24 protein-coding genes, 1 pseudogene and 1 riboswitch are annotated in these 26,615 nt (G+C 69.8%); of the genes and pseudogenes, 11 read left to right on the top strand and 14 right to left on the bottom strand.

Annotated elements, in window-relative coordinates; all coding sequences use genetic code 11:
• Positions 1-3 precede the first annotated feature (3 nt).
• Positions 4-1,467, bottom strand: a complete 1,464-nt coding sequence (locus tag ABD333_RS32550) for a CYTH and CHAD domain-containing protein (protein ID WP_344546372.1) — start codon at positions 1,465-1,467, stop codon at positions 4-6.
• Positions 1,468-1,621: 154 nt separating this feature from the next.
• On the opposite strand from ABD333_RS32550, the gene ABD333_RS32545 reads away from it, so the two are divergent.
• Together ABD333_RS32545 and ABD333_RS32540 are read left to right on the top strand one after the other, a co-directional pair.
• Complete coding sequence (locus ABD333_RS32545) at positions 1,622-1,957, top strand: PadR family transcriptional regulator (protein WP_344546371.1); 336 nt, start codon at positions 1,622-1,624, stop codon at positions 1,955-1,957.
• Entirely contained in the window at positions 1,957-2,856 is a 900-nt protein-coding gene (locus ABD333_RS32540) for an HAAS signaling domain-containing protein (protein ID WP_344546370.1), read from the top strand. The genes ABD333_RS32545 and ABD333_RS32540 overlap by 1 nt, the downstream gene beginning before the upstream one ends.
• A gap of 9 nt (positions 2,857-2,865) precedes the next feature.
• On the opposite strand, the gene ABD333_RS32535 is transcribed toward ABD333_RS32540, so the two are convergent.
• A complete protein-coding gene (locus ABD333_RS32535) occupies positions 2,866-3,324 on the bottom strand; it encodes a GNAT family N-acetyltransferase (RefSeq protein ID WP_344546603.1) in 459 nt (152 codons plus the stop codon).
• 130 nt (positions 3,325-3,454) lie between these two features.
• On the opposite strand from ABD333_RS32535, the gene ABD333_RS32530 reads away from it, so the two are divergent.
• Positions 3,455-3,784, top strand: coding sequence for a WhiB family transcriptional regulator (locus tag ABD333_RS32530; RefSeq protein ID WP_344546369.1), 330 nt, complete (start codon positions 3,455-3,457; stop codon positions 3,782-3,784).
• Between the two features lie 228 nt (positions 3,785-4,012).
• Here ABD333_RS32530 and ABD333_RS47645 read toward each other — a convergent pair.
• Positions 4,013-4,273, bottom strand: a pseudogene (locus ABD333_RS47645) (alcohol dehydrogenase catalytic domain-containing protein); the annotation flags it as partial.
• A 133-nt stretch (positions 4,274-4,406) separates the two neighbouring features.
• On the opposite strand from ABD333_RS47645, the gene ABD333_RS32520 reads away from it, so the two are divergent.
• On the top strand, positions 4,407-5,015 hold the full coding sequence (locus tag ABD333_RS32520; RefSeq protein ID WP_344546367.1) for a rhomboid family intramembrane serine protease: 609 nt from the start codon (positions 4,407-4,409) through the stop codon (positions 5,013-5,015).
• Between the two features lie 17 nt (positions 5,016-5,032).
• On the opposite strand, the gene ABD333_RS32515 is transcribed toward ABD333_RS32520, so the two are convergent.
• From ABD333_RS32515 to ABD333_RS32490, 6 genes are all read right to left on the bottom strand, one after another.
• A complete protein-coding gene (locus tag ABD333_RS32515; RefSeq protein WP_344546366.1) occupies positions 5,033-5,794 on the bottom strand; it encodes an SDR family oxidoreductase in 762 nt (253 codons plus the stop codon).
• Positions 5,795-5,862: 68 nt separating this feature from the next.
• The gene (locus ABD333_RS32510) at positions 5,863-7,320 is read right to left on the bottom strand and encodes a hypothetical protein (RefSeq protein WP_344546365.1); all 1,458 of its coding nucleotides are present in this window, start codon (positions 7,318-7,320) and stop codon (positions 5,863-5,865) included.
• A gap of 60 nt (positions 7,321-7,380) precedes the next feature.
• Entirely contained in the window at positions 7,381-8,166 is a 786-nt protein-coding gene (locus ABD333_RS32505) for a sporulation protein (RefSeq protein WP_344546364.1), read from the bottom strand.
• Positions 8,167-8,345: 179 nt separating this feature from the next.
• A complete protein-coding gene (locus tag ABD333_RS32500) occupies positions 8,346-8,666 on the bottom strand; it encodes a DMT family transporter (protein ID WP_344546363.1) in 321 nt (106 codons plus the stop codon).
• 36 nt (positions 8,667-8,702) lie between these two features.
• Positions 8,703-8,770, bottom strand: a riboswitch (guanidine-III (ykkC-III) riboswitch).
• An 84-nt stretch (positions 8,771-8,854) separates the two neighbouring features.
• Entirely contained in the window at positions 8,855-10,198 is a 1,344-nt protein-coding gene (locus ABD333_RS32495; protein ID WP_344546362.1) for a UDP-glucose dehydrogenase family protein, read from the bottom strand.
• Positions 10,195-10,461, bottom strand: coding sequence for a hypothetical protein (locus ABD333_RS32490; RefSeq protein ID WP_344546361.1), 267 nt, complete (start codon positions 10,459-10,461; stop codon positions 10,195-10,197). The genes ABD333_RS32495 and ABD333_RS32490 overlap by 4 nt, the downstream gene beginning before the upstream one ends.
• 203 nt (positions 10,462-10,664) lie before the next feature.
• On the opposite strand from ABD333_RS32490, the gene ABD333_RS32485 reads away from it, so the two are divergent.
• The 3 genes from ABD333_RS32485 to ABD333_RS32475 all read left to right on the top strand — a co-directional run bounded on the left by ABD333_RS32485 (position 10,665) and on the right by ABD333_RS32475 (position 14,501).
• On the top strand, positions 10,665-12,500 hold the full coding sequence (locus ABD333_RS32485; protein WP_344546360.1) for an acyl-CoA dehydrogenase: 1,836 nt from the start codon (positions 10,665-10,667) through the stop codon (positions 12,498-12,500).
• 200 nt (positions 12,501-12,700) lie between these two features.
• On the top strand, positions 12,701-14,167 hold the full coding sequence (locus ABD333_RS32480) for an OmpA family protein (RefSeq protein WP_344546359.1): 1,467 nt from the start codon (positions 12,701-12,703) through the stop codon (positions 14,165-14,167).
• Positions 14,168-14,258: 91 nt separating this feature from the next.
• Positions 14,259-14,501: a DUF6458 family protein gene (locus ABD333_RS32475; protein WP_344546358.1), complete on the top strand. Its 243-nt coding sequence runs from the start codon at positions 14,259-14,261 to the stop codon at positions 14,499-14,501.
• Between the two features lie 80 nt (positions 14,502-14,581).
• Here ABD333_RS32475 and ABD333_RS32470 read toward each other — a convergent pair whose 3' ends face one another.
• The 5 genes from ABD333_RS32470 to ABD333_RS32450 form a co-directional block, all read right to left on the bottom strand.
• A complete protein-coding gene (locus tag ABD333_RS32470; protein WP_344546357.1) occupies positions 14,582-15,361 on the bottom strand; it encodes a hypothetical protein in 780 nt (259 codons plus the stop codon).
• 264 nt (positions 15,362-15,625) lie between these two features.
• A complete protein-coding gene (locus tag ABD333_RS32465) occupies positions 15,626-17,074 on the bottom strand; it encodes a dihydrolipoamide acetyltransferase family protein (RefSeq protein ID WP_344546602.1) in 1,449 nt (482 codons plus the stop codon).
• 5 nt (positions 17,075-17,079) lie between these two features.
• The gene (locus ABD333_RS32460) at positions 17,080-18,048 is read right to left on the bottom strand and encodes an alpha-ketoacid dehydrogenase subunit beta (RefSeq protein ID WP_344546601.1); all 969 of its coding nucleotides are present in this window, start codon (positions 18,046-18,048) and stop codon (positions 17,080-17,082) included.
• Positions 18,049-18,086: 38 nt separating this feature from the next.
• Positions 18,087-19,226, bottom strand: a complete 1,140-nt coding sequence (gene pdhA / locus ABD333_RS32455) for a pyruvate dehydrogenase (acetyl-transferring) E1 component subunit alpha (RefSeq protein WP_344546356.1) — start codon at positions 19,224-19,226, stop codon at positions 18,087-18,089.
• A gap of 286 nt (positions 19,227-19,512) precedes the next feature.
• Positions 19,513-21,132 (bottom strand): hypothetical protein, encoded by a 1,620-nt coding sequence (locus ABD333_RS32450; protein WP_344546355.1) that lies wholly within the window; start codon positions 21,130-21,132, stop codon positions 19,513-19,515.
• A gap of 140 nt (positions 21,133-21,272) precedes the next feature.
• Here ABD333_RS32450 and purS point away from each other — a divergent pair, with 140 nt between their 5' ends.
• The 4 genes from purS (at position 21,273) to purL (ending at position 26,513) form a co-directional block, all read left to right on the top strand.
• Positions 21,273-21,515: a phosphoribosylformylglycinamidine synthase subunit PurS gene (purS, locus tag ABD333_RS32445; RefSeq protein ID WP_151561117.1), complete on the top strand. Its 243-nt coding sequence runs from the start codon at positions 21,273-21,275 to the stop codon at positions 21,513-21,515.
• Positions 21,516-21,844: 329 nt separating this feature from the next.
• On the top strand, positions 21,845-22,291 hold the full coding sequence (locus tag ABD333_RS32440) for an ATP-binding protein (protein WP_344546354.1): 447 nt from the start codon (positions 21,845-21,847) through the stop codon (positions 22,289-22,291).
• 128 nt (positions 22,292-22,419) lie between these two features.
• Positions 22,420-23,100: a phosphoribosylformylglycinamidine synthase subunit PurQ gene (gene purQ / locus ABD333_RS32435; protein ID WP_344546353.1), complete on the top strand. Its 681-nt coding sequence runs from the start codon at positions 22,420-22,422 to the stop codon at positions 23,098-23,100.
• Between the two features lie 1,133 nt (positions 23,101-24,233).
• The gene (purL, locus tag ABD333_RS32430; protein WP_344546600.1) at positions 24,234-26,513 is read left to right on the top strand and encodes a phosphoribosylformylglycinamidine synthase subunit PurL; all 2,280 of its coding nucleotides are present in this window, start codon (positions 24,234-24,236) and stop codon (positions 26,511-26,513) included.
• Positions 26,514-26,615: the final 102 nt, after the last annotated feature.

The raw sequence follows: 26,615 nt of genomic DNA, 5'->3' as shown, positions 1-26,615 counted from the left end.
CGGCTAGAGGGACGGCTCGGGGATGGCGTTCCAGGTCTCGGTGAGGGTGGCGATCGTGGCCTTGGCCTCGCACTGCTCCACGCCATAGAGCACGCCGAGGGTGAAGGCCTCCGACGTGCTGCTCGTACGGTCCAGGGCGGCCCTGAGGCGCTCCATGGCGATCACGCCGTCCTGGTAGCCGCCGAGGACCTCCTGCACCGTCTTGGCGCTCTCGGAGATCCGCCTGGCGGGTCTGCCGAGGACGGGCCGGGCCAGATCCGCCGCGTACCTGGCCTTCTTGGCGGCCTTGCGGGTCTCGTGCCGGGCGACGTCGACGTCTTCGGCCTGGTCGATCTGCTCGTAGGCCTTCCCGAGCTTGTTCCACATGCGGATGACGAGGCCGGGCAGCTCCTTGTGCGCCTTGCGCCCGGCCCGTTCCGTGAGAGGCGGGTCGGTGACCAGCGCCTCCAGCGAATCAAGGAGGGCGAAGTATCGGGGCTCCTTCAGCGTCCCGTTGAGGCGCCGGTAGGCGGTCGCCTCCTGGCGGCCGATCTCCTCCAGCCAGCTCTGCGGCCCGGTCTCGCCGAGCTGCTCCAGCCGTTCGGTGAACCGCATCCGGAGCACCTCCAGGTCGCGGACCTCGCCCAGCGCGTCCGCGAGCCGCTTCAGCTCCACCCGCAACGGATCGGTGCGCTCGCGGTCGAGGATCGCCCTATAGCTCTGCAACGCGCTGCGAATCCGCCGCGTCGCCACCCGCATCTGGTGGACCGCGTCGTCCTCGCCCAGCCGCGCCTTGGGATCCCACTTCAGGACGGCCGCCACCTGATCGTTCAGATAGGAGACGACCGCCTCCCCGGCCGTCCCCGAAGGCTCACCGCGAACGGGCCGCCGGATCGACCCGTTGAGCACCCGGCCGAGCTTGGACGACGACTCGGCCTTGCGCGCGCCCGCCTTGAGCAGGCGCTTGCCCGCCGCCTTGAGCAGCGCGGCGTCGCCCGCCGCCAGCTCGACCTCGATCTCGCGCCACACCTGGGCGTCGCCGTCGCCCACCACCCGCCCCGTCACCGCGTCGTCCGCGATCTCGGCGAGGGCGCCGCCCTCCCCGTCCACCAGCCGGACGACCGTCCGTGCGGTCTCCAGCGTGGCGACGGGCGCCAGCGCCTTGCCGCGCGTGTAGGCCGCGACCAGCGAGGCCAGCCGGGCGGGCACGACCTGCGCCCGGCCCAGCGGGGCGCGCAGCTCGTTCTTGCTGTCCGGGCCGGCGGGGATCTTCAGATGCCAGCCCGCGTCCTCACCGCCGCGTCTCCTGCGCAAGGTGATGCCATGCGAGGCCAGTCGCAGATCGTCGGTGTCGAAGTAGGTGGCGACCAGATGATGCGTCTCCGGATCGCCGATCCCGGCCACTCCGGGCAGCCCGGTCAGGTCCGGGACGACGAAGTCCGGCCCGGCATCGTACTTGCGCTCGACCTCAAGGTGATTCACGGCCATGCTCCGGGGCTCCTCCCACGCCAAGGTGGCCAGCATTCCACGCTCAGGTGAACGACGACAGAGAAGATCCCCAACGCTCGGCGCCCGGAGGGTGTGCCGCGTCCATTGGTATAGCGTTCGACAATAGTGTGCGCCACACACTATAGTGTGACGCGTGTCCTCTGAAGATCTGATCCTGAGCCAGGCGCAGGAGTTGCGGCGCGGCACCGTCGTGCTGGCCTGCCTGGCGCTGCTCCGGGAGCCGCAGTACGGCTACGCGCTCCTGGAGACGCTCGACGACGCCGGGATCACCGTTGACGGCAACACCCTCTATCCGCTGCTGCGACGGCTGGAAAAGCAGGGGCTGCTCACCAGCGAGTGGAACACCGACGAATCGCGACCACGGAAGTTCTACCGCGTGAGCCCCGAGGGCTCCCAGGTGCGCGACGGCCTGGTGCGCGAGTGGGAGGACCTGGTCGCCTCTATCTCACGACTGACGAAGGAATGCTGATGAGCCCCCTGACCGAACGTTATGTGCACGAGGTGGTCCGGCGGATACCCGCCGACCAGCGCGATGACATCGCCGAAGAGTTGCGTACGACGATCGCCGACACCGTTGAGGCGCGCGGCTCCGGCGAACGCGAGGTCCTCTTGGAAATGGGCGATCCGCTGCGCCTCGCCGCCCGCTACTCGGGCAGGCCTTTGGCGTTGATCGGCCCCGACCTGTACCCCGCGTACGTGCGCCTCCTGAAGCTGCTCCTGTGGACCGTGCTGCCATTGATCACCGCGATCGCCGTCGTCGCGGACGTTCTCGACGACAACGACGCGGGCTCCGCGATCGGTACGGGCATCGGCACGGCCCTCACCGTCGGCGCCCAGATGCTGGCCTGGCTCACCGTGGTGTTCGCCTTGATCGAACGTGTCTCGAAGGGCACCAAGGTCGACACCTGGACCCCCGACGACCTGCCCGAGCTCCGGGAGCCGGAAAAGGGCACCCTAGGCCCGGCAATCGCGGTGGCCGGCAACGTGCTCCTGATCGGCTTGATCGTTTGGCAGCGCATCGCCGAGCCCTTCCGGGCCGGCTCCGACGAACGGGTGCAGGTGCTCGACCCGGCGCTGTGGTCGGGCTGGATCTGGCCCATCCTCGCAAGCCTCGCCGCGATCGTGGCCATCCAGCTGATCAGGATCGGCATGCGCCGCTGGACCGTCCCTCTGGCCGCCGGATACGCCGTGGCCGAAGCGGCCTTCGCGCTGCCCCTGGCCTGGGTCCTCTACCAGAAGAAGTTCTTCTCCCCGGCCTTCCTGGCGGAGGTCGAGGTGCTCGACTCGTTCTACACCATCGCCGCCCTGGGCGTCCTCGCGGTGAGCGCCGGCAACGTCTTCAGCGCCTTCCGGGCCGCACACCGCTGAGCCGACCGGTCAGGCGTCCCGGAGGTGGTACTTCATGCCCATGTGGGACGGGCGGAAGCCGATCTTCTGGTAGAAGCGGATCGAGTCGGGGCGCTGGCGGTCGGTGGTGAGCTGCACCACGCGGCAGCCGCGGGCCCGGGCCTGGTCGATGGCCCAGCCGATCATGGCCTGGCCGACGCCGTGGCCGCGCTGTTCGGAGGCGACGCGGACGCCCTCGATCTGGGCGCGCTCGCCGCCGGTGTAGGTCAGGCCGGGAATGTAGGTGAGCTGCATCGTGCCGGCGATGGTGCCGTCGATGACGGCGACGACCAGCGTGTTGTTGGGATCGTGCTCGATCGCGTCGAAGGCCTTCCAGTACGCGTCGGGGATCTGCTCGCCGGGGGCCTCGCGGGTGGCGCCCAGCGGGTCGTCGGCGAGCAGGCGCACGATTTCGGGCACGTCGTCCCTGGTGGCGGCGCGGAAGGTCACTTGTCGATCACGGTGCACGCCCACAGGCTATCCGGACGTTGTGTAGCAAACGTCACCCTGGCTTGTAGTACTACGGGTTGTAGTACTACGTTGGGTGGACAACCACCCCGACTCTCCGCGAAGGCGTGTCATGAAGACCAGCAACGAGGAGCACTGGACGGACCGTGCCATCTGCCGTGGCGCCGACCCGGACCTCTTCTTCCCCATCGGCTACTCGGCCGAGGTGCTCCAGGAGCAGCAGCGGGCGGCCAAGGAGATCTGCGGTCACTGCCCGGTGACCGCCGACTGCCTGTCCTGGGCGCTGCGGGTCGGCGAGCCGGACGGGATCTGGGGCGGGACGACCCCCGACGAGCGCCGACACCTGCGCCGCAGGGCCGACGCCCCGGCCCGGCACCGCCTGCCCGTCATCTCCGTCCGCAACGACGTCGAGGACCACGAGCAGGCGGTCAACGCCGCCTAAACGAGCAGCGCACGGCCTGAATGACGCCCGCGCGGCCGCCTTGACGTCCTGCGCGGAGGTGTCGACCACCGCGTCGGGCCCCGCCGCCAGCCCGCCTCGCTCGCGCAGGGCGAAGAGCGCGGTGCAGTAGCTCTGGGTGAACGTGGCGGCCCGCGGGGCGTCGAGCCCGTCCGGGATCGGCACGGCCGCTGCGGCGGGCACCGCGACCTGGCTCGCGAAACCGCCGAGCCCGCAGCCCGCCAGCACGCGCGTGCCGACCGCCGGCCCGGTGACGTCCGGCCCGGTCGCGGTCACCGTGCCCGCCACCTCGGAGCCCGGGACGAACGGGAGGGGCGGCTTGATCTGGTACCGGCCCTGGACGAAGAGCCCGTCGACGTAGTCGACCCCGGCCGCCTCGACCGTGATGACGACCTGGCCGGGCCCCGCTTCGAGCGGTTTCACCCCGGACACCGTCACCGAGCCCGGTTCTTCACACAGCACAGCGTGCATTGGCCCAATATGGCCGAAACCGAATCCCGTTCGCTAGGTGAGAAGGGGTATGAAGGAGACCGCTCCGGGCACCAACCTGGACGGGTGAACGTTTCACGTTCTGACGGCAGGGTCACGAGTACGGGCGGCACACATGAGTTATCCGGCGGTCCCCCAACGCAGTCGTTCCGAGGGCCTGGCCGCCCATGGCGTCCGGGCCGTCTCCGCACTCGCGCTGATCGGTGCCATGACCGCGGTCATGTGGGTGCTGGAGATCGCCGACTACACGATGAACGGCGCGCTCGACCGCTACGGCATCCAGCCCCATGACGTGAACGACCTCCCCGACGTCTTCACCGCCCCGTTCATGCACGGCGGCTTCGAGCACCTGGTCGGCAACACCGTCCCGTTCGTCATCCTGGGCTTCCTCGCCGCCGCCCGCGGCGTCGGCAAGTTCCTCGCTGCCAACTTGATCATCATCGTGGCCGGCGGCCTCGGCGTCTGGTTCACCAGCTCCGCCAATACCCTCGGCTCCAGCATCCTGATCTTCGGCTACTTCGGCTACCTGCTGGGCCGCGGGCTGTTCGAGCGCCGCCTCCTCGACATCGCCATCGCGATCGGCGTCGTCCTGCTCTACGGCGGCATCATCGTCGGGGTCCTGCCCAGCGACCCCGGCATCTCCTGGCAGGGGCACCTCTTCGGCCTCATCGGCGGCGTCCTCGCCTCCTGGACGCTCCGCCGCCGCACCTCGGACTCCGTCTGACCCTCCGGCACGGGCGTTCAGTTGGGGCGAACGGTGATGTCGGAGACCACGGCGTCACGCGGCATTTCCAGCGCCGCGAGCACGCCCCGCGCGACCGATCTCGGATCGGCGAAGTCGGCGGCGTCGTAGGGCTGGCCTTCCTGCGCGCGGACCTTCTGCTGCATCTCCGTGGCGGTCCGGCCCGGATAGACCGTCGTCACCCGCACGGCCGTCTCCTCGGCGCGCAAGGAGTCGGCGAGGGCGCGCAGTCCGAACTTGCTCGCCGCGTACGCGGACCAGTTCTTGTTGGCCTGCAGCCCGGCGGTGGAGTTGACGAAGACGACCTGGCCCTGGGCGGCGCGCAGCGCGGGGAGCAGGATGCGGGTCAGCTCGGCGGCCGAGACCAGGTTGACCATGAGCTGGTCGATCCAGTGGTCGGCGTCCTGCTCGGCGACCGGGCCCAGATCGACCATGCCCGCGCTGTGGACGACGCCGTCGAGCCGGCCCGGCATGGTGGTCTCGGCCAGGGCCGCTTCGAGGCGGCGTGGTTCGGTGAGGTCGAGGGCGATCGTCTGGATCGCGCCCCGCTGCGGGGTCGCGGTGCGGACGGCGCCCGGGTCGCCGTTGTGAATGATCACCTGCGTGCTGGCGTGCGCTCCGGTGCCCAGCGCCTTGGTGAGGGTCGCGAGGCGTTCGGGTGAACGCCCGGTGAGGATGAGGTCGTGGCCGCGCTGGCGGAGTTGCTCGGCGACCGCCCTGCCGATGCCGCCGGTCGCGCCCGTGATGAGGAAGGTGCCCATGGAGGCCCATTCTCACCGATCTTGTGCGCCGAGTCTCGGCAACGGTGAACGCCGCCGGACGGCCCGCGTCAGTTCGGGCGCAGCACGCGGGTCACACCGGCGATCAGCGCGGTGGCCAGCACCCAGCCGACGGCGATCAGGGTGTAGGCCACCCAGCGTGACCAGCCCATCGGGTCGAAGGTCTGCTGCTGGCCGAACGTGTCGATCGGGATCAGCAGGTCGAGCGTGTAGACGAACGCGTGGAACGCGGGCTGCTCGGCGGGCTGCTTGATGCCGCGCGGATGCTGGATCGAGAAGACCGTCGTTCCGATCGCCACCAGCGTGCCGAACCAGGCGAACGCCAGCCACGGCCGGTAGCCGTAGCCCACGGTCCAGTCGAGGAGGAAGTTCCACGCCTTGCCGATCGGGTGGAGGGCGCGGCGGCGGGCACGCAGCTTGGCGAGTTGAACGCGGCGGGCGAGGTTGTCGTGGCCGATCGCGTGATACCAGGCGGCGAGCTGTTCGTACGGCTGCAGGTGGAACCGTTCGTCCTGGTCCACCCACTTCAGCCGGTCCTTGAACTCGCCGCCCTGGAGCCTGTCGTAGACGAGGCCGTTCAGCCAGACCTTGTCGGGATAGATCTCGGGGGAGTCCAGCAGCACGCCGACGCGCGAGTCGGAGAGGTTGACGATCCCCTTGATGCGTTCCTCCGGCCACAGGATGAACTCGTCCACCTGCATGTGGCTGCCGTGCACCGCCATGCGCGCGGGATCGCCCGAGTCGAGGTAGGCGCGGGAGAACGACAGGGTGCCGTTCACCCGCAGGCCGCGCAGCCGCATGGTGCCCTCGGCGCGGAAGCCGCCGGCGAACTCGGCGGCGTCATCGACGATCATGTTCTGGCCGTCGAGCGCGATGCGGCCGGGGTTGCGCAGCACGGTGCGCTCCATGAACAGTCCGCCGCTCATCCGCGCGCCGACGAGCCGTACCCCGCCGGTGATCTCGGCGTCCCGGACGAAGCAGCCGACGTCGACCACCAGACCGCCGCTGAACAGCGCCCACTTCGCCGGATCGGTCTCGGTGATCTTCGTCGCGTTCATCCGGAGACCACCGGTCAGCTGCGCCCGCGGCAGCCGGACCTGACCCTCGATCACCGACCGGGACAGGCTGAGATAGCCGTCGGCGTGCAGCCCGCCGCCGTCGAAGCCCGGCATCCGGCACTCCGACAGCCGCAGCTGCCGGGTGGTGCAGTTGGAGAACTTCGGCGCCTCCAGCAGCCGGCAGGACTCCAGCCGCAGCTCGTGCTCCACCGTGCCGCCGGTCACGTCGATCCGGCCCATGACGTAGGCGCCCCGCAGCCGGACGGCGGGCACGAAACCGTCACGCGTCTCGCACGCGCCCAGAAGCAGCTGGGTGATGATCTCGGCGCGCACGATGCGGTCGGGGTCGGGCCCGGCGGGCAGGTCGTCGCCGAGGGCGACCATCGCTCCGGTCGGGAAGGCTCGCCAGAGGCGGCGTTCGGTCGCGCTCAATCCGGGGGGTTCGGCCACGGGGTCAGTTTCTATGATCGATCCCCTCCGCGATCAAGTGCCGCGGCGGCGTTCGCCGGTCTAGAAGAACCCCCGCCGCCGGCCGGCCTGCTGCAGGAAGCCGTCGAGCTGCTGCTCCCAGTTGGCCTGCTCCACGGTGGCGTAGTCCACGGTGAAGCGGGCGAACGCGTCGTGGCCCTCGGAGACGAAGCCGCCGCGCTTGTCGAGCTCCAGCACGACCTCCATCGAGGTGGGGTAGGAGACGAACGTCACCTCAAGCTGCTTGATGCCGCGCGCGTACTGCTGCGGCGGGTAGAACTCGATCTCCTGGTAGAACGGCAGCTCCTGGTGGACGCCCCAGATGCGGCCCTTCTCGCAGTCGGCGTTGCGGAACTGGAAGCCCAGGTTGGCGAACGCCTTCAGGATGCGCTCCTGCGCCGGCAGCGGGTGCACCGCGATCGGGTCGAGGTCGGTCGCGTCGACCGCCCGCGCGACTTCGAGCTCGGTGGCGAGGCCGACGGTCGTGCCGTGCAGGGCGCGCCCGTAGAAGTGCGTGAGCGGCGCCTCCCACGGGATCGGGAACTGGAACGGGACGGTGTGCCGGGCGCCGTCGTCCAGCCGGAAGCTGCCCGCGATCGGGAGCTTGGCGTACTCCAGGTTGGAGGAGTACTCGTTGTCGCCGGACTCGACCTCGACGCGGGTCTTCAGTGCCAGGTTGACGGCGATGATGTCGGAGTCGTGCTTGCCACCGATGATCGTGACCTCTCCGGTGATGGTGCCGCCCGGCGCCGTGTTGGGGTTGTGCAGGACGGTCTCGACCTCGGGACCGCCGACCCCGGCCGCCTGCAAGAGCTTCTTGAAGACCACTTCGTTTCCCTCCCGTGACGGGCGTGATCACGCCCTCGTCCACTAGACGCCCGTACGGGAGGTTACGTTCCCGCAGGCGCCCGGCGCATCAGGATCGAACGTCCTGGTCGGGCCGGTAACGGACACGCGGCGGACGGTGGTGGCGGACGGGGCGGCGGGCCGGGCGGCGGGCCGGGGGCTCAGTGGCCGCCCGCGAGGTTGAGTCCGACGACCCCGAGGACGATCAGCGCCAGGGCGCCGATCTTGACCGCGGACACCTGGTCGCCCATGACGAGCATGCCGAGCGCGGCGGTCCCGACCGCGCCGATGCCGACCCACACCGCGTACGCGGTGCCGACGTCGAGGGTCTTGAGGGCCGTGTTGAGCAGGCCGAAGCTGATGACGGCGAAGAGCAGGAAGCCGGCGGTGGGGAGGGGTTGCGAGAAGCCCTTGCTGGCCTTGAGGCAGAGCGCCATGACCGTTTCGAAGAGGCCGGCGACGACGATGAGGATCCAAGCCATGATCTAGCTCCCGGAACGAGGCGTGCGTGCAGGTGCCACGCGTCGTCTTCGCGTTCCGGGTACGGCGCGCTCCTCGTCCGGGAGAGGCCTGATCGACCCCTCACTTCACACTAACCGCGCCCCACCTGAGCTTTGTTCCAGGCCCGGGTGGAGCGCGGTACGCCGTCAATGGCCGGTTGGAAGCGGCCTCAGGCCCGGCCCAGGGCTCGGTATTCCCAGCCGGCCTCCCGCCACTGCGCCGCGTCCAGCGCGTGCCGGCCGTCCACGACGCGCTTGTGCTTGACGACCATGGCGAGGGCGTCCGGGGAGACCTCGCGGAAGTCGGCCCACTCGGTGAGGAGCACGACGACGTCGGCGTCCTCCGCGACGTCGAGCGCGCTCTCGCCGTACCGCAGCTCGGGGAAGGCGCGGCGGGCGTTGTCGAGCGCGGCCGGATCATAGACGCGCACCCGCCCGCCCAGCCCGTGCATCGTCCGGGCCACGTCCAGCGCGGGCGCGTCACGGATGTCGTCGGAGTTGGGCTTGAACGCGGCGCCCCAGCAGGCGATCCGGGCTCCGAAGATCCGCCCGCCGAGGAGCTCGCGCACCAGGTCGACCGTGCGGGCCCGGCGGCGCCGGTTGATGTCGTCGACCTCGCGCAGGAACGCCACGGCCTGGCCCACGCCGAGCTCCTCGGCGCGGTGGGCGAAAGCGCGGATGTCCTTGGGCAGGCAGCCGCCGCCGAAGCCCAGGCCCGGCTTGAGGAACCTGCCGCCGATGCGGTCGTCCAGCGCGAGCGAGTCGGCCAGGTCCTTGATGTCGGCGCCGACGGCCTCGCACACCTCGGCCATCGCGTTGATGTAGGAGATCTTGGTGGCGAGGAACGAGTTGGCCGCCACCTTGACCAGTTCCGCGGTGCCCAGATCGGTCCGCACCACCGGCGTGCCCAGCTCCAGGATCGGCCGGAACGCGGCGTACAGCCGCTCCTCCGCCCACGCCGAGGCGACACCGAAGACCAGCCGGTCGGGCCGCATCGTGTCGTCGACGGCGAAGCCCTCGCGCAGGAACTCCGGGTTCCAGGCGAGCTCGACGTCCGCCCCCGCCGGAGCGAGCTCGCGCAGCAGGTCGCTCAACCGGGCCGCGGTGCCGACCGGGACGGTGGACTTGCCGACGACCAGGGCGCGGCGATCGAGATGCGGCGCCAGCGACCGGACCGCGGCGTCCACGTACGTGAGGTCGGCCGCGTCCGAGCCGGGTTGCTGCGGCGTGCCCACGCAGATGAAGTGCACGTCGCCGAACCGTCCGGCCTCCTCGAAGGAGGTGGTGAAGCGCAGCCGTCCCGATTCGAGCGCCTTGGTGAGCAGTTCGGGCAGGCCGGGCTCGAAGAAGGGCACCTCACCGGAGGCGAGTCTGGCGATCTTCCGTTCGTCCACGTCCACACCGAGGACGTCGTAGCCCAGCACGGCCATGCAGATCGCATGGGTGGCGCCGAGGTAGCCGGTGCCGATCACGGTGAGGCGTGGTGGCTCGCTCGGCGGCGGGGTGTCGTTCATGGGTCTCCTTGTTCGTTCAGGATGCCGGCGCCGTCCACCGGGGTGCCGATGCCCTTGTTCCCCTCGGTGACGTACCCGTTGCCCTTGACGTCGATCCACAAGTCGTTGCGCTCGCTGCCGGTCGAGAAATCGCGCGGCTGGTGTAGGCCATCACACCCTTCTGGCTGTCGCGCACCGTGAGCCCGACCAGCCGCCAGTGGTTTGCCCGGTCGAGGTGGAACGCGTAACCCTTCTTGACCCGCCGCCATCAGCCCGACGATCAACTTCAGATCGAGCTTGGACCTCTTCCCTGGACAACCCCTTTCGGGGCCCTGAGAATCTGCTCCGATCCGGCGCGAGGCGGGATCGGGTGGTTCTGGATGGTTGCCACTGGTTACCAACGGGTAGCATGATGATGAGTTACTGACCAGTACGTACAGCGGGGTCCGCGCGGCGCCGCAGGATCTGATGACGGAGTGTCGAAGCGATGGGGCACTACAAGAGCAACCTCCGGGACCTGGAGTTCAACCTCTTCGAGGTGTTCGACCGCCAGGACCTGCTCGGCAGCGGACCCTACGCGGAGCTGGACGAGGACACCGTGCGCAGCATCCTGGACGAGGTCAACCGCCTCGCCGAGGGCCCGCTCGCCGACTCGTTCGAGGACGCCGACCGCAACCCGCCGAAGTTCGACCCGGCGACCGGCGACGTGACGATGCCGGAGAGCTTCAAGAAGTCCTTCAAGGCGTGGATGGACGCCGAGTGGTACCGCGTCGACCTGACGCCGGAGTTCGGCGGCACCGGCGCGCCCCGCAGCCTCACCTGGGCGATCGCCGAGCAGGTGCTGGGCGCCAACCCGGCCGTCTACATGTTCGCCTCAGGCCCCGGCTTCGCCCACATCCTGTGGAACATCGGCACCCCCGAGCAGAAGAAGTTCGCCGAGCTGGCGCTGGAGCGCCAGTGGGGCGCCACGATGGTGCTGACCGAGCCGGACGCCGGTTCCGACGTCGGCGCCGGCCGCGCCAAGGCGATCCAGCAGCCCGACGGCACCTGGCACATCGAGGGCGTCAAGCGCTTCATCACCTCGGCCGAGCACGACATGGCCGAGAACATCTTCCACCTGGTGCTGGCCCGCCCCGAGGGCGCCGGCCCCGGCACCAAGGGCCTGTCGATGTTCCTGGTGCCCAAGTACCTGGTGAACGTCGAGACCGGTGAGCTGGGCGAGCGCAACGGCGCCTACGTCACCAACGTCGAGAAGAAGATGGGCCTCAAGGTCTCCACGACCTGCGAGCTCACGTTCGGCGAGAAGCACCCGGCCATCGGCTACCTCGTGGGCGACGTGCACGAGGGCATCAAGCAGATGTTCATGGTGATCGAGTACGCCCGGATGATGGTGGGCACCAAGGCCATCGCCACCCTCTCCACCGGCTACCTCAACGCGCTGGAGTACGCCAAGGAGCGGGTGCAGGGCGCCGACCTCACCCAGATGACCGACAAGACCGCGCCGCGGGTGACGATCACCCACCACCCGGACGTGCGGCGCAGCCTGCTGACCCAGAAGGCCTACGCCGAGGGCATGCGGGCGCTGGTCCTGCTGACCGCCTCCTACCAGGACGCCGTGCAGATCGCCGAGCACGAGGGCCGCAAGGACGAGCTCGCCGAGAAGATCAACGACCTGCTGCTGCCGATCGTGAAGGGCTTCGGCTCCGAGCGGGCGTACGCGCTGCTGGGCGCCGAGTCGCTGCAGACCCTGGGCGGCTCGGGCTTCCTCCAGGAGTACCCGATCGAGCAGTACATCCGGGACTCCAAGATCGACACCCTGTACGAGGGCACCACGGCCATCCAGGGCATGGACCTGTTCTTCCGGAAGATCCTCCGGGACAACGGCGAGGGCCTCAAGCACCTGGCAGGCGAGATCCAGGCGTTCGCCGGGAGCGACGCCGGCAACGGCCGCCTCAAGAACGAGCGGGCGCTGCTCGGCAAGGCGCTGGAGGACGTGCAGGGCATCCTCAACCCGATGATCGGCTGGGCACTAGGTTCCATGGAGAACCCGAAGGAGCTCTACAAGGTCGGCCTCAACAGCAGCCGCTTCCTGCTCGCCCTCGGCGACGTGGTCGTGGGCTGGCTGCTGCTGCGCCAGGCCGAGATCGCCCTCGGCAAGCTGTCCGGCGGCGACATCTCCGACGCCGACAAGAACTTCTACACCGGCAAGGTGGCCGCCGCGCAGTTCTTCGCGCAGACCGTGCTGCCGAAGATCGCCGCCGAGCGCGTCATCACCGAGGCGACCACGCTCGACGTGATGGACCTCCCGGAAGAGGCGTTCTGAGCCCGGCCTGACCCCGGCCTGAGCCCGGCCTGAGCCCGGCCCCGGCGTCGGCTCCGAGCACCGGTACCGTCCGTCTCCCGCGGACTGGATGGAGCGGCCCCCGTCACCTCAAGGTGGCGGGGGCCGCTCGCTTCATCTGCGGGCGGGCGGTCACTAAGGTTTGGGCGTACCGTCGGCGCCCCCACCGAACGGAGAACCCGATGTCGGCCCGCAGGCTCGCCGTTCCCCTCGTTCTGCCGCTCGCCGGGATCGTCCTCGTGGCCACGGGTTGCACCGGCTCGGGGCCGCCGCGGAAGGTGGAGCCGCCGCGCGCCAAACCGGGGGCCTCGTCCGCGCCCACGCAGCCGCGGCCGGGCGCGGGTCTGGTCAAGGAGGGCTGGTTCGGCGGCGGAGACGCCCTGCGCGCCAGGGTGGAGATCAGAGGCGTCGAACGGCAGGGCGCCAAGTCCGTGCTCAGGCTCGGCGTCACCTCTCTGGACAGCGCCGCCAAGTCGATGGCGTTCCCCGTTCCGCTGGTCGACCCGGTCGGCCGCAAGCTGTACCGCCCGGTCAGCCCCAACACGGCCGTGCAGTTCCAGCCGAACGCGGTCCGCGAGGTCACGGCCGAATACCCGCCGATCCCGCAGAACGTCACGAAGGTCACCGCGCTCACTCCCGGCACCGCCGGGGAGTTCACCGGCGTTCCGGTCACCGGCACCGCGGCGTCCCCCGCCGCGGACGCCCAGGCCGACCAGGCGAACCCGGTCGACCTCTACGACATCACCGAGGGCGAGATCCGGGACGTCACGTCCAGCGGTTCGGACGTGACGGTCAACCTGCGCACCGACGTGCTCTTCGCCGTCGACTCGGCCAAGCTCTCCGACCGCGCCAAGGCGGTGCTCGACCAGGCCGCGCAGGAGATCAAGGCGAAGGCCGACCCCGCGCGACGGCCGCTGACCATCACCGGTCACACCGACAGCAAGGGCGCCGACGACCACAACCTCAAGCTCTCCCGCGAACGTGCCGAGGCCGTGGCGAAGGAACTGAAGGCCCGGCTGGGTGACGGCTACCGGTACTCGACCGAGGGCAAGGGCGAGACGGGCCTGCTCGCCAAGGAGGGCGACAAGGACGACGCCCAGGCCCGTGCGCGCAACCGGCGGGTGGAGATCTCCTATGTCGTACGGCAGGAGGCGCAGAACACGACGGCGGCCACGACTTCCGCGGCCGGTGGCCGGGGCGGCACACCGCAGCCCGCAGCCTTCAGGGCACAGGACGGTAAGACCGTGGCGAGCCGCTACGGGCGCTTCGGGGCGGAGAAACGGCGGCTGGACGTCAAGCCGTTCTACCGGGACGGCGCGTACATCGTCGCGGTGTTCGACCTGGTGAGCGAGGGGCCGGGTACGACCCCTGCCAACGCGGCCTACCCGCACAAGGACTATCCGGGCGGCGCCTTCACGTCGTTCTCCATCGTCGGCCCGAACGGCAAGGACGTCTACCGCGCGGTGCGCGTGGGGCAGTCCGCGGGTGAGGCCACCGTCTACGTCGACCCGGGCCGCGCCGCGTACCGCACCGCGCCCAACCAGCCGAGCCGGGCGTTCGTCTACATTCCGGCTCCGCCGGGCGAACTCACCACCGTCGTCTTCGACGGCGGTCCCTTCGGCAGGGTCAACAACGTTCCGGTCCAGTAGTTCCGGTGGATGGGGCGATCAAACAGGGTGTGATGTACGACCCGAGCGGATAGTTAAAAAGCACGACAACGGATCGTCTGGCGGAGGTCACATGGGTGTCGGCGTCAGTGTTTTCACGATCACGCTCGGGCTGATCCTCAAGTTCGCGATCCGCGAGGACGCGATGAAGGATCCGGTCGACATCCATGTGATCGGGGTCATCCTGATCATCGTCGGCGGTGTCTCGTTCGCCCTGCAGCTGCTGATGATGGTCCGGATGCAGCAGCGGAGCGATCGACATCCCGAGAGCAACCGGGACCGCCTCTACAACGGGGACAACCCGCCCCCGGTCTGATCGTTCACCCCGCGCCGGACACCCCCGGCCGCCCGCGCGTGCGACGGCCGAGGGTGTCCGATGTCTTCATGGCCGCCGCGTCAGCCGGTGGTGCCGGTCCACCAGAGCGGGGTACGGCCCTTGTAGACGACCACGTTGCCGTCGTTCTGTACGGCGAGGAACGCACCCCACTTGCCGCCAGTACGGGTTGACCACAGAGCCGTACGTCCCCTGTAGGTCACCAGGTTGCCGTCCTTCTGCATCACCGTGTAGGCGCCAGGGCGGCCGGCCTGGCGGTTGCTCCACAGAGCCGTGCGGCCCTTGTACAGCACGAGGTTGCCGTCCAGCTGCTGCACGAACCTGTACTTGCGGTTGGGCGAGACCACGTACTGCCCGGCGTTGAGACGCTGCGGCGCGACGAGCGTGCCGATGTACATGTGGCGAGACCAGATCGCCTTGCGCCCCTTGTAGATGACAAGGTTGCCGTCGTTCTGCACCGCCAGGAACGCGCCGTGGCTACGGCCGGTGTTGGACGCCCAGAGCGCCTTACGGCCCTTGTAGACGACGAGGTTGCCGTCCTTCTGCATGATGGCGAAGGCGCCCTTGTGCCCCGCCGTAAGGCTGCTCCAGAGGGCCCTGCGGCCCTTGTAGAGAACGAGGTTGCCGTCCTGTTGCTGGATCAGGCGGTACTTGCCGTTCCGCGACTTGCGGAACTTGCCGGCCTTGAGAGTCTGGCCGGGCTTGAGCAGGTCCCCGACCGCGCGGGTCGCCTGAGCGGTGGGGGCCGAGGTCGTCTCGGCGTGGGCGGTGGTGCCCACGACCAGCGGTGCGACGACGACGCCCGTGGTCATTGCCACCGCGGCGAGGCGCAGTTTGTTCACGAATGGTCTCCCTTGACTCGCGGATACAACGAAATCGTCCGTCACGGACGTCACATCAGATGCCGGAACGACATGCGGGGTTCCCGGCGGGACATGTGACAAGGGCCGCCCCGGTGACGTTCCGGGACGGCCCTTGTGGCACGTCGTGCTACGCGCGTGATGAGCGCTGTGCGACGCGCGTGATGAGCGCCGTGCTACGCGCGCGGTGCGAGCGTCGTGCGACGCGCGCGGTGCGTGCGGTGCGGTGCGCCGTGCGAGGCCCGATCAGCTCCAGGCGAGCATGCGCATCGGGTCTTCGAGCATGTCGCCGATGTCGCGCAGCACCCGCGAGCCGAGCTCGCCGTCGATGATGCGGTGGTCGAACGACAGCGCGAGCGTGGTGACCTTGCGGATCGCCAGCTCACCCTCGTGGACCCACGGCATGTCCCGGACCTGCCCGAACGCGAGGATGGCGGCCTCGCCCGGGGTGATGATCGGGGTGCCGGTGTCGACGCCGAAGACGCCGACGTTGGTGATCGTGAACGTGCCGCCGGAGAGGTCGGCCGGGGAGGCCTTGCCCGCCCGCGCCGTCTCGACCAGCTCGTTCAGCGCCTTGGCCAGGCCGGGCAGCGACAGGTCCTGCGCGTCCTTGACGTTGGGGACCAGGAGCCCGCGCGGCGTGGCGGCCGCGATGCCGAGGTTCACGTAGTGCTTGACCACGATCTCGGCGCCGGATTCGCCCTCGGCCCAGGAGGAGTTGGCTCCCGGGTTGCGGCGCAGCGCGGTGAGCACCGCCTTGGCGACCAGCAGCAGCGGCGAGACCTTGACGTCGGCGAACTCGGGAAGCTCGCGGAGCCGCCGCGTGGTCTCCATCGTCCGGGTCACGTCCACCTGCAGCCACTCGGTGACGTGCGGCGCGGTGAACGCCGAGCTGACCATGGCCGTGGCGATGGCCTTGCGCACGCCCTTGACCGGGATGCGCTCCTCACGGACGCCCGGGGCCGCAGCGGTAGCCGTGGCCGCCGACGGTGCGGGGGCCTCGGCCGGAGCGGTGGTGAGCGCGGCCTGAACGTCCTCACGGGTGATCGAGCCGCGCGGTCCCGATCCGATGAGGGTGGACAGGTCGACGCCGAGATCCTTGGCCATCTTGCGTACGGGCGGCTTGGCCAGGGTTCGTTTATCCACAGGCTGTGGATGGCTGGCCGGTTCCTCTCGTACGGGCTGAGGCGGAGCCGCCGGAGCCGCCTGAGGCGGGGCCGCCGGGGCCGCGGACGCTGCAGGAGCCTGGGACGGCTTGCGCGGACGACGCTTGGTGGCACCGGGCTTCACCCCGTACCCCACCAGCACCGGCTGGCGCTTGGGCTTGTCCGGCGCGACCATCCCGGGCTCCTCGACCCGGGGCACCATGTCCTCCTTGAGCGCCGCGGGCTGCGCCGGAGGCTCCGACACGGGCGTCGCGGCGGCGGCGGACGGAGGCTCCTCACCCTCGGCCGCCACGTCCACCGAGATGATCGGGATGCCCACGTCGATCGTGTCGCCCTCGGTGGCCAGGAGTTCGGCCACCACGCCCTCGAACGGGCAGGGCAGTTCGACGATCGCCTTGGCGGTCTCGATCTCGACGATGGTCTGGTTGACCTCGACCTGGTCGCCCGGCTGCACGTGCCACTTGACGATCTCGGCCTCGGTCAGGCCCTCGCCCACGTCGGGAAGCTTGAACTGCTTGCGGTCCGTCATCGGCGTCACCAGGCGAAGGTCCGGTCGACCGCGTCCAGGATGCGATCGAGGTCGGGCAGGTAGTGGTCTTCGAGGCGGGACGGTGGATACGGGGTCGAAAAACCGCCGACCCGCAGCACCGGCGCCTCCAGCCGGTAGAAGCACCGCTCGGTGATGCGCGCGGCCAGCTCGGCGCCGTACCCCGAGAAGACCGGGGCCTCGTGCACGACCACGCAGCGTCCGGTCCGGTCGACCGACTCGGTGACGGTGTCGATGTCGAGCGGGTTGAGCGACCGCAGGTCGATGACCTCCAGCGAGCGCCCCTCCTCGGCGGCGGCAGCGGCGGCCTCCAGGCAGGTCTTCACCGCCGGCCCGTACGCGAGGACGGTCACGTGCTCACCCGGGTTGACCACGTGCGCGACGTGCAGCGGACGCCAGTCGGCGGCGGCCGCCTCCACGTCCACCGGGGCCTTGTCCCAGTAGCGGCGCTTGGGCTCGAAGAAGATCACGGGGTCCGGCGAGGAGATCGCCTGCTGGATCATCGTGTACGCGTCGGAGGAGTTGGAACAGGCCACCACGCGCAGCCCGGCGGTGTGGGTGAAGTAGTTCTCGGGCGACTCCGAGTGGTGCTCGACCGCGCCGATGCCGCCGCCGCACGGGATGCGGATCACGACGGGAAGCTGGAGGGCGCCCAGCGACCGCATGTGCATCTTGGCGAGCTGCGTGATGATCTGGTCGGCCGCCGGGAACACGAACCCGTCGAACTGGATCTCCACGACCGGGCGGTAGCCGCGCAGGGCGAGGCCGATCGCGGTGCCGACGATGCCCGACTCGGCCAGCGGGGTGTCGATGACCCGCTCCTCGCCGAAGTCCTTCTGCAGCCCGTCCGTCACCCGGAACACGCCGCCGAGCTTGCCCACGTCCTCGCCCATGACGAGGACCTTGGGGTCGTTCTCCATGGCCTTGCGCATGCCCTCGTTGAGAGCCTTCGCCATGGGCAGGGTCTCAGCCGACTTTGTCTCCGTTGACTCCGTCACGAGGACACCTCCTCAAAGGACGCCAGGTAGGCGGCGAACTGCTCTTGTTCCTCGGTCATCAGCGGGTGCTCGGTGGCGTACACGTTCTCGAACATCGCCAGCGGCTGCGGGTCGGGCAGCGCCAGGCAGGCCTTGCGCAGCTCGGTCGCGAACTTCTTGGCCTCGGCGTCGAGGTCGTCGAAGAAGTCGGTGTCGGCCAGGTCGTTGCGGACCAGGTAGGCCTTGACCCGCTCGATCGGGTCCTTGAGCTTCCACGCCTCTTCCTCGGCCTTGAGCCGGTAGCGCGTGGGGTCGTCGGTCGTGGTGTGGGCGCCCATCCGGTAGGTGTAGGCCTCGACGAGCGTCGGACCCTGTCCCGTACGCGCCGCCTCAAGCGCCTTGCGGGTCACCGCCAGGCAGGCGAACACGTCGTTGCCGTCCACCCGGAGCCCGGGGAACCCGTAGCCCTGCGCACGCTTGTAGAGCGGGATCCGGGACTGCTTCTCCAGGGGCTCGGAGATCGCCCACTGGTTGTTCTGGCAGAAGAACACCACCGGGGCGTTGAACACCGAGGCGAACACGAACGACTCGTTCACATCGCCCTGGGAGGTCGCGCCGTCGCCGAAGTAGGCGATCGTCGCGCCGGCCTTGTCGGTGCCGAGCACACCGTCGCGCTGGATGCCCATCGCGTAGCCGGTGGCGTGCAGCGTCTGGCTGCCGATCACGATCGTGTAGAGGTGGAAACCGTGCTCGGCGGGGTCCCAGCCGCCGTGGTTCACGCCGCGGAACAGCCCCAGCAGGTTGAGGGGCTCGACGTCGCGGCACCAGGCGACACCGTGCTCGCGGTAGGTCGGGAAGACCATGTCGTTGGCCGTGAGGGCCCGTCCGGAGCCGATCTGCGCGGCCTCCTGGCCCAGCAGCGAGGCCCAGATGCCGAGCTCGCCCTGGCGGGTGAGCGCCACCGCCTCCAGGTCGACACGGCGGGTGATCACAAGGTCGCGGTACAGCCCGCGGACCTCGTCCGCGGAGAGGTCCAGGGGGTAGTCCGGGTGCTCGACGCGCTCACCCTCGGGGGTGAGCAGCTGGATGAGCTCGGTCCCGTCCGGCCGGGCGAGCTCGGGGGTGTCGGGCGCGCCGCGCACGGAGTCAATCGTCATCGATGACACTCCTCGTTCGGGGTCGGTACGCGGGATCGCCGCGGTCCGACCGGCGTCAGTGACATCCACCCCCAGGTAAAGGGACGAATGCCGCTAATGCCATCGTGGCAGACATCACACCCAGGGACGCAAGTCCCGATTACGGCTGTCCTACCCAGCCGACGGCCCAACCCACCGGATTGTGCGTGTGGCGTGGGCTCCTGGGCTTCAGGAACGGCGAGTCAGCTCCTCGCGAACGCGGTCCCGAACCGGTCCCGAACCGGTCCCGACCGGTCCTGACCCGGTCTCATTCGCGGGACAGGGCACGGGTGGCGCCCGCGGCGACGGTCAGGCCGAGGATGAAGCCCGAGATCACCAGGAAGTTGGCGATCCACTGGTAGGGGCCCTCGGGCGAGAACACCCGTTCCTGGCCGAGATCACCGATCGGCAGCATCAGGTCGAGGGTGTAGAAGAACGGGTTGAAGTGCGGACGGTCGTCGGAGTTGAGGACGTCCGGCTGGTGCAGCGAGAAGACGATCGTGCCGAACGCGAGCAGCCCGACCAGCCAGCTCGCGGCGCGGAACGGGCGGTAGCCGTAGCCGACCAGCACGTCCTGGCCCCAGCCGACGACCTTGCGCGGCAGTCCCTGGGTCTTGCGGCGGTCGCGGGCCTTGGCCAGCAGGACCGTACGGCCGTCGGCGTCCAGCCCTAGCGTCCGGTAGGCCTGGGCCAGCCGCTCGTACGGCTGGGGCGCGTAGCCGTCGGTGTCTCGGCGCAGCCAGTCCAAGCGTTCGCGGGCGGTCATCGGCGGGTCGAGCGTTTCGTACTGCAGCCCGTCCAGTTGGAGGCGCGGCGCCCAGGTCCGCTTGTCGTCGCGGAGCAAACCGATCTTGGCGTACGACATGTCCGTGGTGCCCTCGATCGGGTCCTCCGGAGTGAGCAGGACCTCCTCGGCCTGGAGCCGCTGGAGGCTTAGGGCCGTCCCGGAGGGGTTCGCCAGCTTGGCGCCGCGCAGGCTGAGCTGGCCGTTGACGTGGGCGCCGGCGAAGCTCACCGTGCCGTCGGCGGAGAACCTGTCGGAGCAGTAGACGTCGGTCTCCACCGAGAGGTCGTCGGCGTTCAGCGCGGTCCGTTCCGGATGCGAGAGGACGGCGCCGACGAACGACAGGTAACCGCCCACCCGGGCGCCGCGCAGGCGGATCTCGCCCTGCGCGGAGAAACCGCCGTCGCAGAAGACGTTGGCCGCCACGTCCAGCCGGCTCGCGTACAGGGCGGCGCCGGACGGGTTGTGCAGCCGGGCCTTGCGGAAGATCAGCTGGCCGCCGACGTGGGCGCCGGGGAGCCGCACCTCGCCGTTCGCCATGAAGTCACGGTCGCAGTAGACGTTCGCGTCGACGGTGAGCCGGTCGGCCAGCAGCGCGTCCCCGCCCGGATTGATCAGGTGGACCCCGGACATGTTGAGGATGCCGGCGATGTGCGCCCCGTCCAGCCACAGCCCGTTGGAGACGCGGCTGCCCTCCAGCCACAGGTGGCCGTCGATCCGGGTGCCGGAGGCGACCAGGCCGGGCAGGCGGCAGCGCATCATGTGGACGCTGTTCATGCTCGCCCAGTAGAGGTGCGGTGGCTCGTCGAACGAACAGCCGGTCAGGGCCAGCGGAACCTTCACCTCGGCGTGTCCCAGGTTGAGCGCCCCGGTGATCCGCGCACCGGTGAGCCGTACGGCCGCCACCTGGCCGGGCTCAGGGTCGATGGCACCGGCCAGCAGCGCGACCAGCACCTCCGCGCGCACGAGCCGGTCCTGCCCCCAGTGGTCGGAGAACGCGGGATCGTTCTGCGCCGGATCGGGACTGGACAGGTCGACGGCCTCGCCGCGCGGGAACGCCTCCCAGAGACGACGCTCCTGCGGTGACAGCTCCTCGATGTTCATCGGGACGGCTCCGTTGAGGGGAGGGAGGGTGGGGAAGCCAGCAGGGTATGGCCCACAGGTCAGGGCGATGGGCCGCAAGAGGTAATGGTGCCGTACGCTTCAGCCGTACGGAAAAGAGCAGATCAGTGAGGGGGGCGGTCGTGGCGCGTGTCGTCGTCGACGTCATGCTCAAGCCGGAGATCCTCGATCCGCAGGGACAGGCGATCGCCAGGAAGCTCCCGCAGATGGGTTTCGACGGGGTCGTGGGTGTCCGGCAGGGCAAGCGGTTCGAACTAGAACTGGACGGGCCCGCGGACGAGGCCGCGCTCGAGCAGGCCAACAAGATCGCTGAAACTCTGCTGGCGAATCCGGTCATCGAGAGTTACGAAGTCCGCGTTCTCTGAGGTTCACGTTCACCCTGACGAGTAGAGGCGTTACCGGCTGTGCGCATGACAGGAGTCACTCTGCGAATGACCGGTAAATTGGCGGAGTGGCAAGACTGTGATGATTGCCACATTTGGCGCGGTCCAAAGGTCTAGACCTTAAGCGCCAAAACTCCCAATCTCAGAGCGCGTGAGCACCCGCATCCGGTGTTCATGAGAAAGACCGCCCAGTGTAACGATTACGGAAGTAATCGCCGGGGAAGTCTTACCTGCGTCGAGTCGTCGATAGCGGCCCGCACACGGGGTCGGCCACGGGAGAGCCTGGAAATGACACGAGGTGGCCGGTGGACATGAAGTTCAGCCTCGCGCTACCCCGCGAGGCTCTCAGCATCCCGGTGATTCGCCGCGTCCTGGGTGACGCGCTGCGCGGCCTCGGCGTTTCCGACGACTGTGTCGCGGATATCCTCGTCGCCACTTCCGAAGCGTGCACGAATGTCATCCAGCACGCGCGTTCCAGCGGCAATTACGAAGTCATCGGCTGTGTCGACGACGACGCGTGTGTCCTGAAGATCATGGATTGGGGCCGGGGCCTCCGGACGGCCGACTCCGACGAGGATCGCGGGATATTGAGCGAATCCGGCCGCGGGATTAGGATCATGCGGGCGCTGGTGGACGACCTCACCATCGAGTCCGTTCCGGACGCGGGGACCGTCGTCCATCTGCAAAAGCGCTTGACCTGGCGCGATGAGGCGCTGATCCGCCGCCTTGAGCGCCAGCTCATGCACAGCGCCGGGTAGATTGGTACGCGCGCGGGGGGATCCAGGCGCGCATCGCGAGGCGGGGCTTGACACCCGTCAGGGAGCTGGAACCGGCGGCCGGTGTGCCGCCTGGTGCCGGCGGCCCTCTTTTCGGAGGAACAGAGCAAATGGACGCTGCCCGGGTAGGGGTCATCACCTTCCCTGGTTCGCTAGACGACCGGGACGCCGCACGGGCCGTACGACTCGCCGGAGCCGAGCCGGTGGCGCTGTGGCACGCCGACCACGACCTGCAGGGCGTGGACGCCGTCGTGCTTCCCGGAGGGTTCTCCTACGGGGACTACCTGCGGGCGGGGGCGATCTCACGGTTCGCGCCGATCATGACCGAGCTGGTGGCCGCCGCGGGCGACGGCCTGCCCGTGCTCGGCATCTGCAACGGCTTCCAGGTGCTGTGCGAGTCGCACCTGCTGCCGGGCGCCCTGCTGCCCAACGCCGGACTGCACTTCGTCTGCCGCGACCAGCGGCTCCGTGTGGAGAACGCGGAGACCTCGTGGACCTCCGAATACCGTGAGGGCCAGGAGCTCGTCGTGCCCATCAAGAACCGGGACGGCCGCTTCACCGCCGACCCCGCCACCCTCAAGGAGCTGGAGGAGAGCGGCCGGATCGTGGCCCGTTACCTCGACCTCAACCCCAACGGCTCGCTCGACGACATCGCCGGCATCTGCAACGAGGCCGGCAACGTGGTCGGCCTCATGCCCCACCCCGAGCACGCCGTGGAATCCCTCACCGGCCCGTCCACCGACGGGCTCGGCTTCTTCACCTCGATCGTCAAGAGACTGGTCAGCGCATGAGCGAGCAGCCGCCCAGCACGTCCGGCGAGGGACGTTCCCGTTCGCGGGAGGACGAGCCGAGCCTGGAGTGGCTCGCCGACCTCAAGTCGGACGCCGACGACCCCGAGCTGCAGCCCGTCGACCCCTCCGTCACCCAGGCCTTCGAGGCCATAGCGGAGGAGGCCGAAGCCGAGGCCGCCGCCGGCACCGGCCCCATCCCGCCCGTCCCCGCCTCCGAGGGCATCCCGATCCCACCAGCAGAGCCCACCGGGGAGGCCGTTAAGCCTGCCCACGCCTCCGGCCAGACCCCTCAAGCTCCCGGCCAGGCCGCCCACACCTCCAGCCAGGCCGGTGACACGTCTGGACAGGCCGCCCACGCTTCCGGCCAGACCCCTCAAGCTCCCGGCCAGGCCGTTCAGGCGCCTGGCCAGGCCGGTGACACGTCTGGGCAGGCCGGTCATGCCTTCGGGCAGGGAGCTCACGCTCCCGGCCAAGCCGCGCAGCCATCCGGCGAGCCCGCCCACACACCCGAACAGACCACCCACGCCTCCGGCCAGACCCCTCAAGCTCCCGGCCAGCCCGTTCAGGCGTCTGGCCAGACCGGTGACACGTCTGGGCAGGCCGCTCACGCCTCCGGGCAGATCTCTCAGGCTCCTGGGGAGGCCGCTCACACATCCGGCCAAGCCAGCCACGCGGCGGGAGAGGTCGCTCAGACCTCCGGCCAGGCTTCTCATGCGCCTGGTCAGCCGCCTCACGCCACCGAGGAGCCTCAGCCGTCCGGGCAGGCCACCGACACTTCCGGGCAGGCCGTTCAGGCGCCCGGCCAGGGCGTTCAGGCGTCAAGGCAGGCGGGCCGCGCGTCCGAGCAAGATGCTCAGGCGTCCGGGGAGCACGCCCAGGTGGGCGCAGGGGACGCTCAGGCGGCCGCACAGGCTCTCCACGGGGAGAGCGGGACACCTGGGGGCCGGGAGGCGGAGACGCCCGCTCAGCCCGACGACGCGCTCGCCGCGCTGACCGGTCTCGCCAACGCCGAGCCGCCCAAGCCCTCTCTGTCGGACGCGGACGCGGCCTTGGTCGCCGCGGCGACGACCGAGGAGACCGCCGTTCCGCCCGCCGACACGGGCGAGCAGCCCGCGGTCCGCACGCCGGCGGACATGACGCCGCCCGTGGTGTACGAGACCGACACCGTCGCGGCCGCGACCGCGACGCCGGACCGGCCGCAGCCGTTCGCCGAGCTCGGCATGAAGGAGGAGGAGTACCGGCGGGTCCGCGACATCCTGGGCCGCCGTCCCACCTCGGCCGAGCTGGCGATCTACTCGGTCATGTGGAGCGAGCACTGCTCGTACAAGAGTTCCAAGGTGCACCTGCGCCAGTTCGGTGACAAGGCGCCCAAGACCGACGCCCTGCTCGTCGGCATGGGCGAGAACGCCGGCGTCGTCGACGTGGGCCACGGCTGGGCGGTCACCTTCAAGGTGGAGTCGCACAACCACCCCTCGTACGTCGAGCCCTACCAGGGCGCGGCCACCGGCGTCGGCGGCATCGTCCGCGACATCATGTCGATGGGCGCCCGGCCGGTCGCCGTCATGGACTCGCTGCGCTTCGGCCCGGCCGACGCGCCCGACACCCACCGGGTGCTCCCGGGCGTGGTGGCCGGGGTCGGCGGCTACGGCAACTCGCTCGGCCTGCCCAATATCGGCGGCGAGACCGTCTTCGACGCCTGCTACGCGCAGAACCCGCTCGTCAACGCGCTCTGCGTGGGCGTGATGAAGCACGAGGACATCAAGCGTGCGGTCGCCCCAGGCCCGGGCAACCGGGTGATCCTTTTCGGCGCCGGCACCGGCCCCGACGGTATCGGCGGCGCCTCCGTGCTCGCCTCCGCGACGTTCGACGACGAGTCCCAGGCCAAGCGCCCGAGCGTGCAGGTCGGCGACCCGTTCATGGAGAAGCTGCTCATCGAGTGCTGCCTGGAGCTGTTCCGCGAGGACCTCGTGGTCGGCATCCAGGACCTCGGCGCCGCCGGCGTGTCCTGCGCCACCACCGAGCTGGCCGCGGCGGGCACCGGCGGCATGCACGTCGAGCTCGACTCCGTCCCGCTGCGCGACGCGACGCTCCTCCCCGAGGAGATCCTCATGAGCGAGTCGCAGGAACGCATGATGGCGGTGGTCTCGCCGGACAAGGTCGACCGCTTCATGGAGATCTGCGGCAGGTGGGAGATCCCGGCCACCGTGATCGGCTCGGTCACCGACACCGGCCGCCTGGTGATGACCTGGCGCGGCGAGACGATCGTCGACATCCCGCCGGGCACCGCCGCCGACGAGGGACCGGTCTACGAGCGGCCGTACGAGCCGCCCGCCGACCTCGGCTCGCTCCAGGCCGACACGCCCGGACGTCTGGCCCGTCCCGCCAACGCCGACGACCTGCGCAACACCGTTCTGTGGCTCGCGGGCTCGCCCAACCTGGCCAGCAAGACCTGGGTGACGTCGCAGTACGACCGGTACGTCCTCGGCAACACGGTCCTGGCCATGCCCGAAGACGCGGGCGTCGTCCGCATCGACGACGAGAGCGGCCTCGGCATCGCCCTCTCCCTCGATGGCAACGGCCGTTACACGCGTCTCGACCCCTACTCCGGTGCTCAGCTGGCGCTGTCCGAGGCGTACCGCAACGTCGCGTCGACCGGCGCCCGGCCCCTCGCCGTCACCAACTGCCTCAACTTCGGCTCCCCGGAAGACCCGGGCGTCATGTGGCAGTTCGCGCGCGCGGTCGAAGGGCTCGCCGACGCCTGCCAATACCTGGGCATCCCGGTCACCGGCGGCAACGTCAGCTTCTACAACCAGACCGGTGCCACGCCGATCAACCCGACTCCGGTCATCGGCGTCCTCGGCGTCCACGACGACGTCCGGCGCCGCGTGAACATGTCGTTCACCTCCGAAGGCGCCACCATCGCGCTCCTCGGCGAGACCCGCGAGGAGTTCGGCGGCTCGGAGTGGGCTCACGTGGTCTACGACCACCTGGGCGGCCTCCCGCCCCTGGTCGATCTGGCCGCCGAGGCCGCGCTGGCGTCGGTCCTGGTCAACGCGGCCCGCGAAGGACTCCTGACGGCCTCGCACGACATCTCCGACGGCGGCCTGTCCCAGACCCTCGTCGAGTCCTGCCTGCGCGGCGGCCTGGGCGCCCGGATCACCCTTCCGGGCGACCCGTTTGTGGCGCTCTTCAGCGAGTCCGTGGCCCGCGCCGTCGTGGCGATCCGCCCCGGCGGCGAGGCCCGCCTCGCGGCCCTCTGCGAGCAGGCCGGTGTCCCGGTCACCCAGATCGGCGTCACCGGCGGTGACTCCCTCACCGTCGCCGGACACGGCGACACGCAGGAGCTGTTCTCCATCCCCCTCGCGGAGCTGCGCGAGGCCCACGAGCGCACGCTTCCCAGCTACGCCGACTGACCCACCCGAACGAGTCGAGCGCCCGGGCCCCGAAACAGGGTGTCCGGGCGCTCTTCCATGTCGGTACCCAGTGTTTGCCGTCCTTGCCTGTTTCCTGGGGTA

This window comes from Actinomadura fulvescens, assembly GCF_039533225.1.
GTDB classification, from domain to species: Bacteria; Actinomycetota; Actinomycetes; order Streptosporangiales; family Streptosporangiaceae; genus Spirillospora; species Spirillospora fulvescens.
Note: the sequence above shows the minus strand (reverse complement) of the source record. Positions and strands in the feature narration are given on the sequence as shown.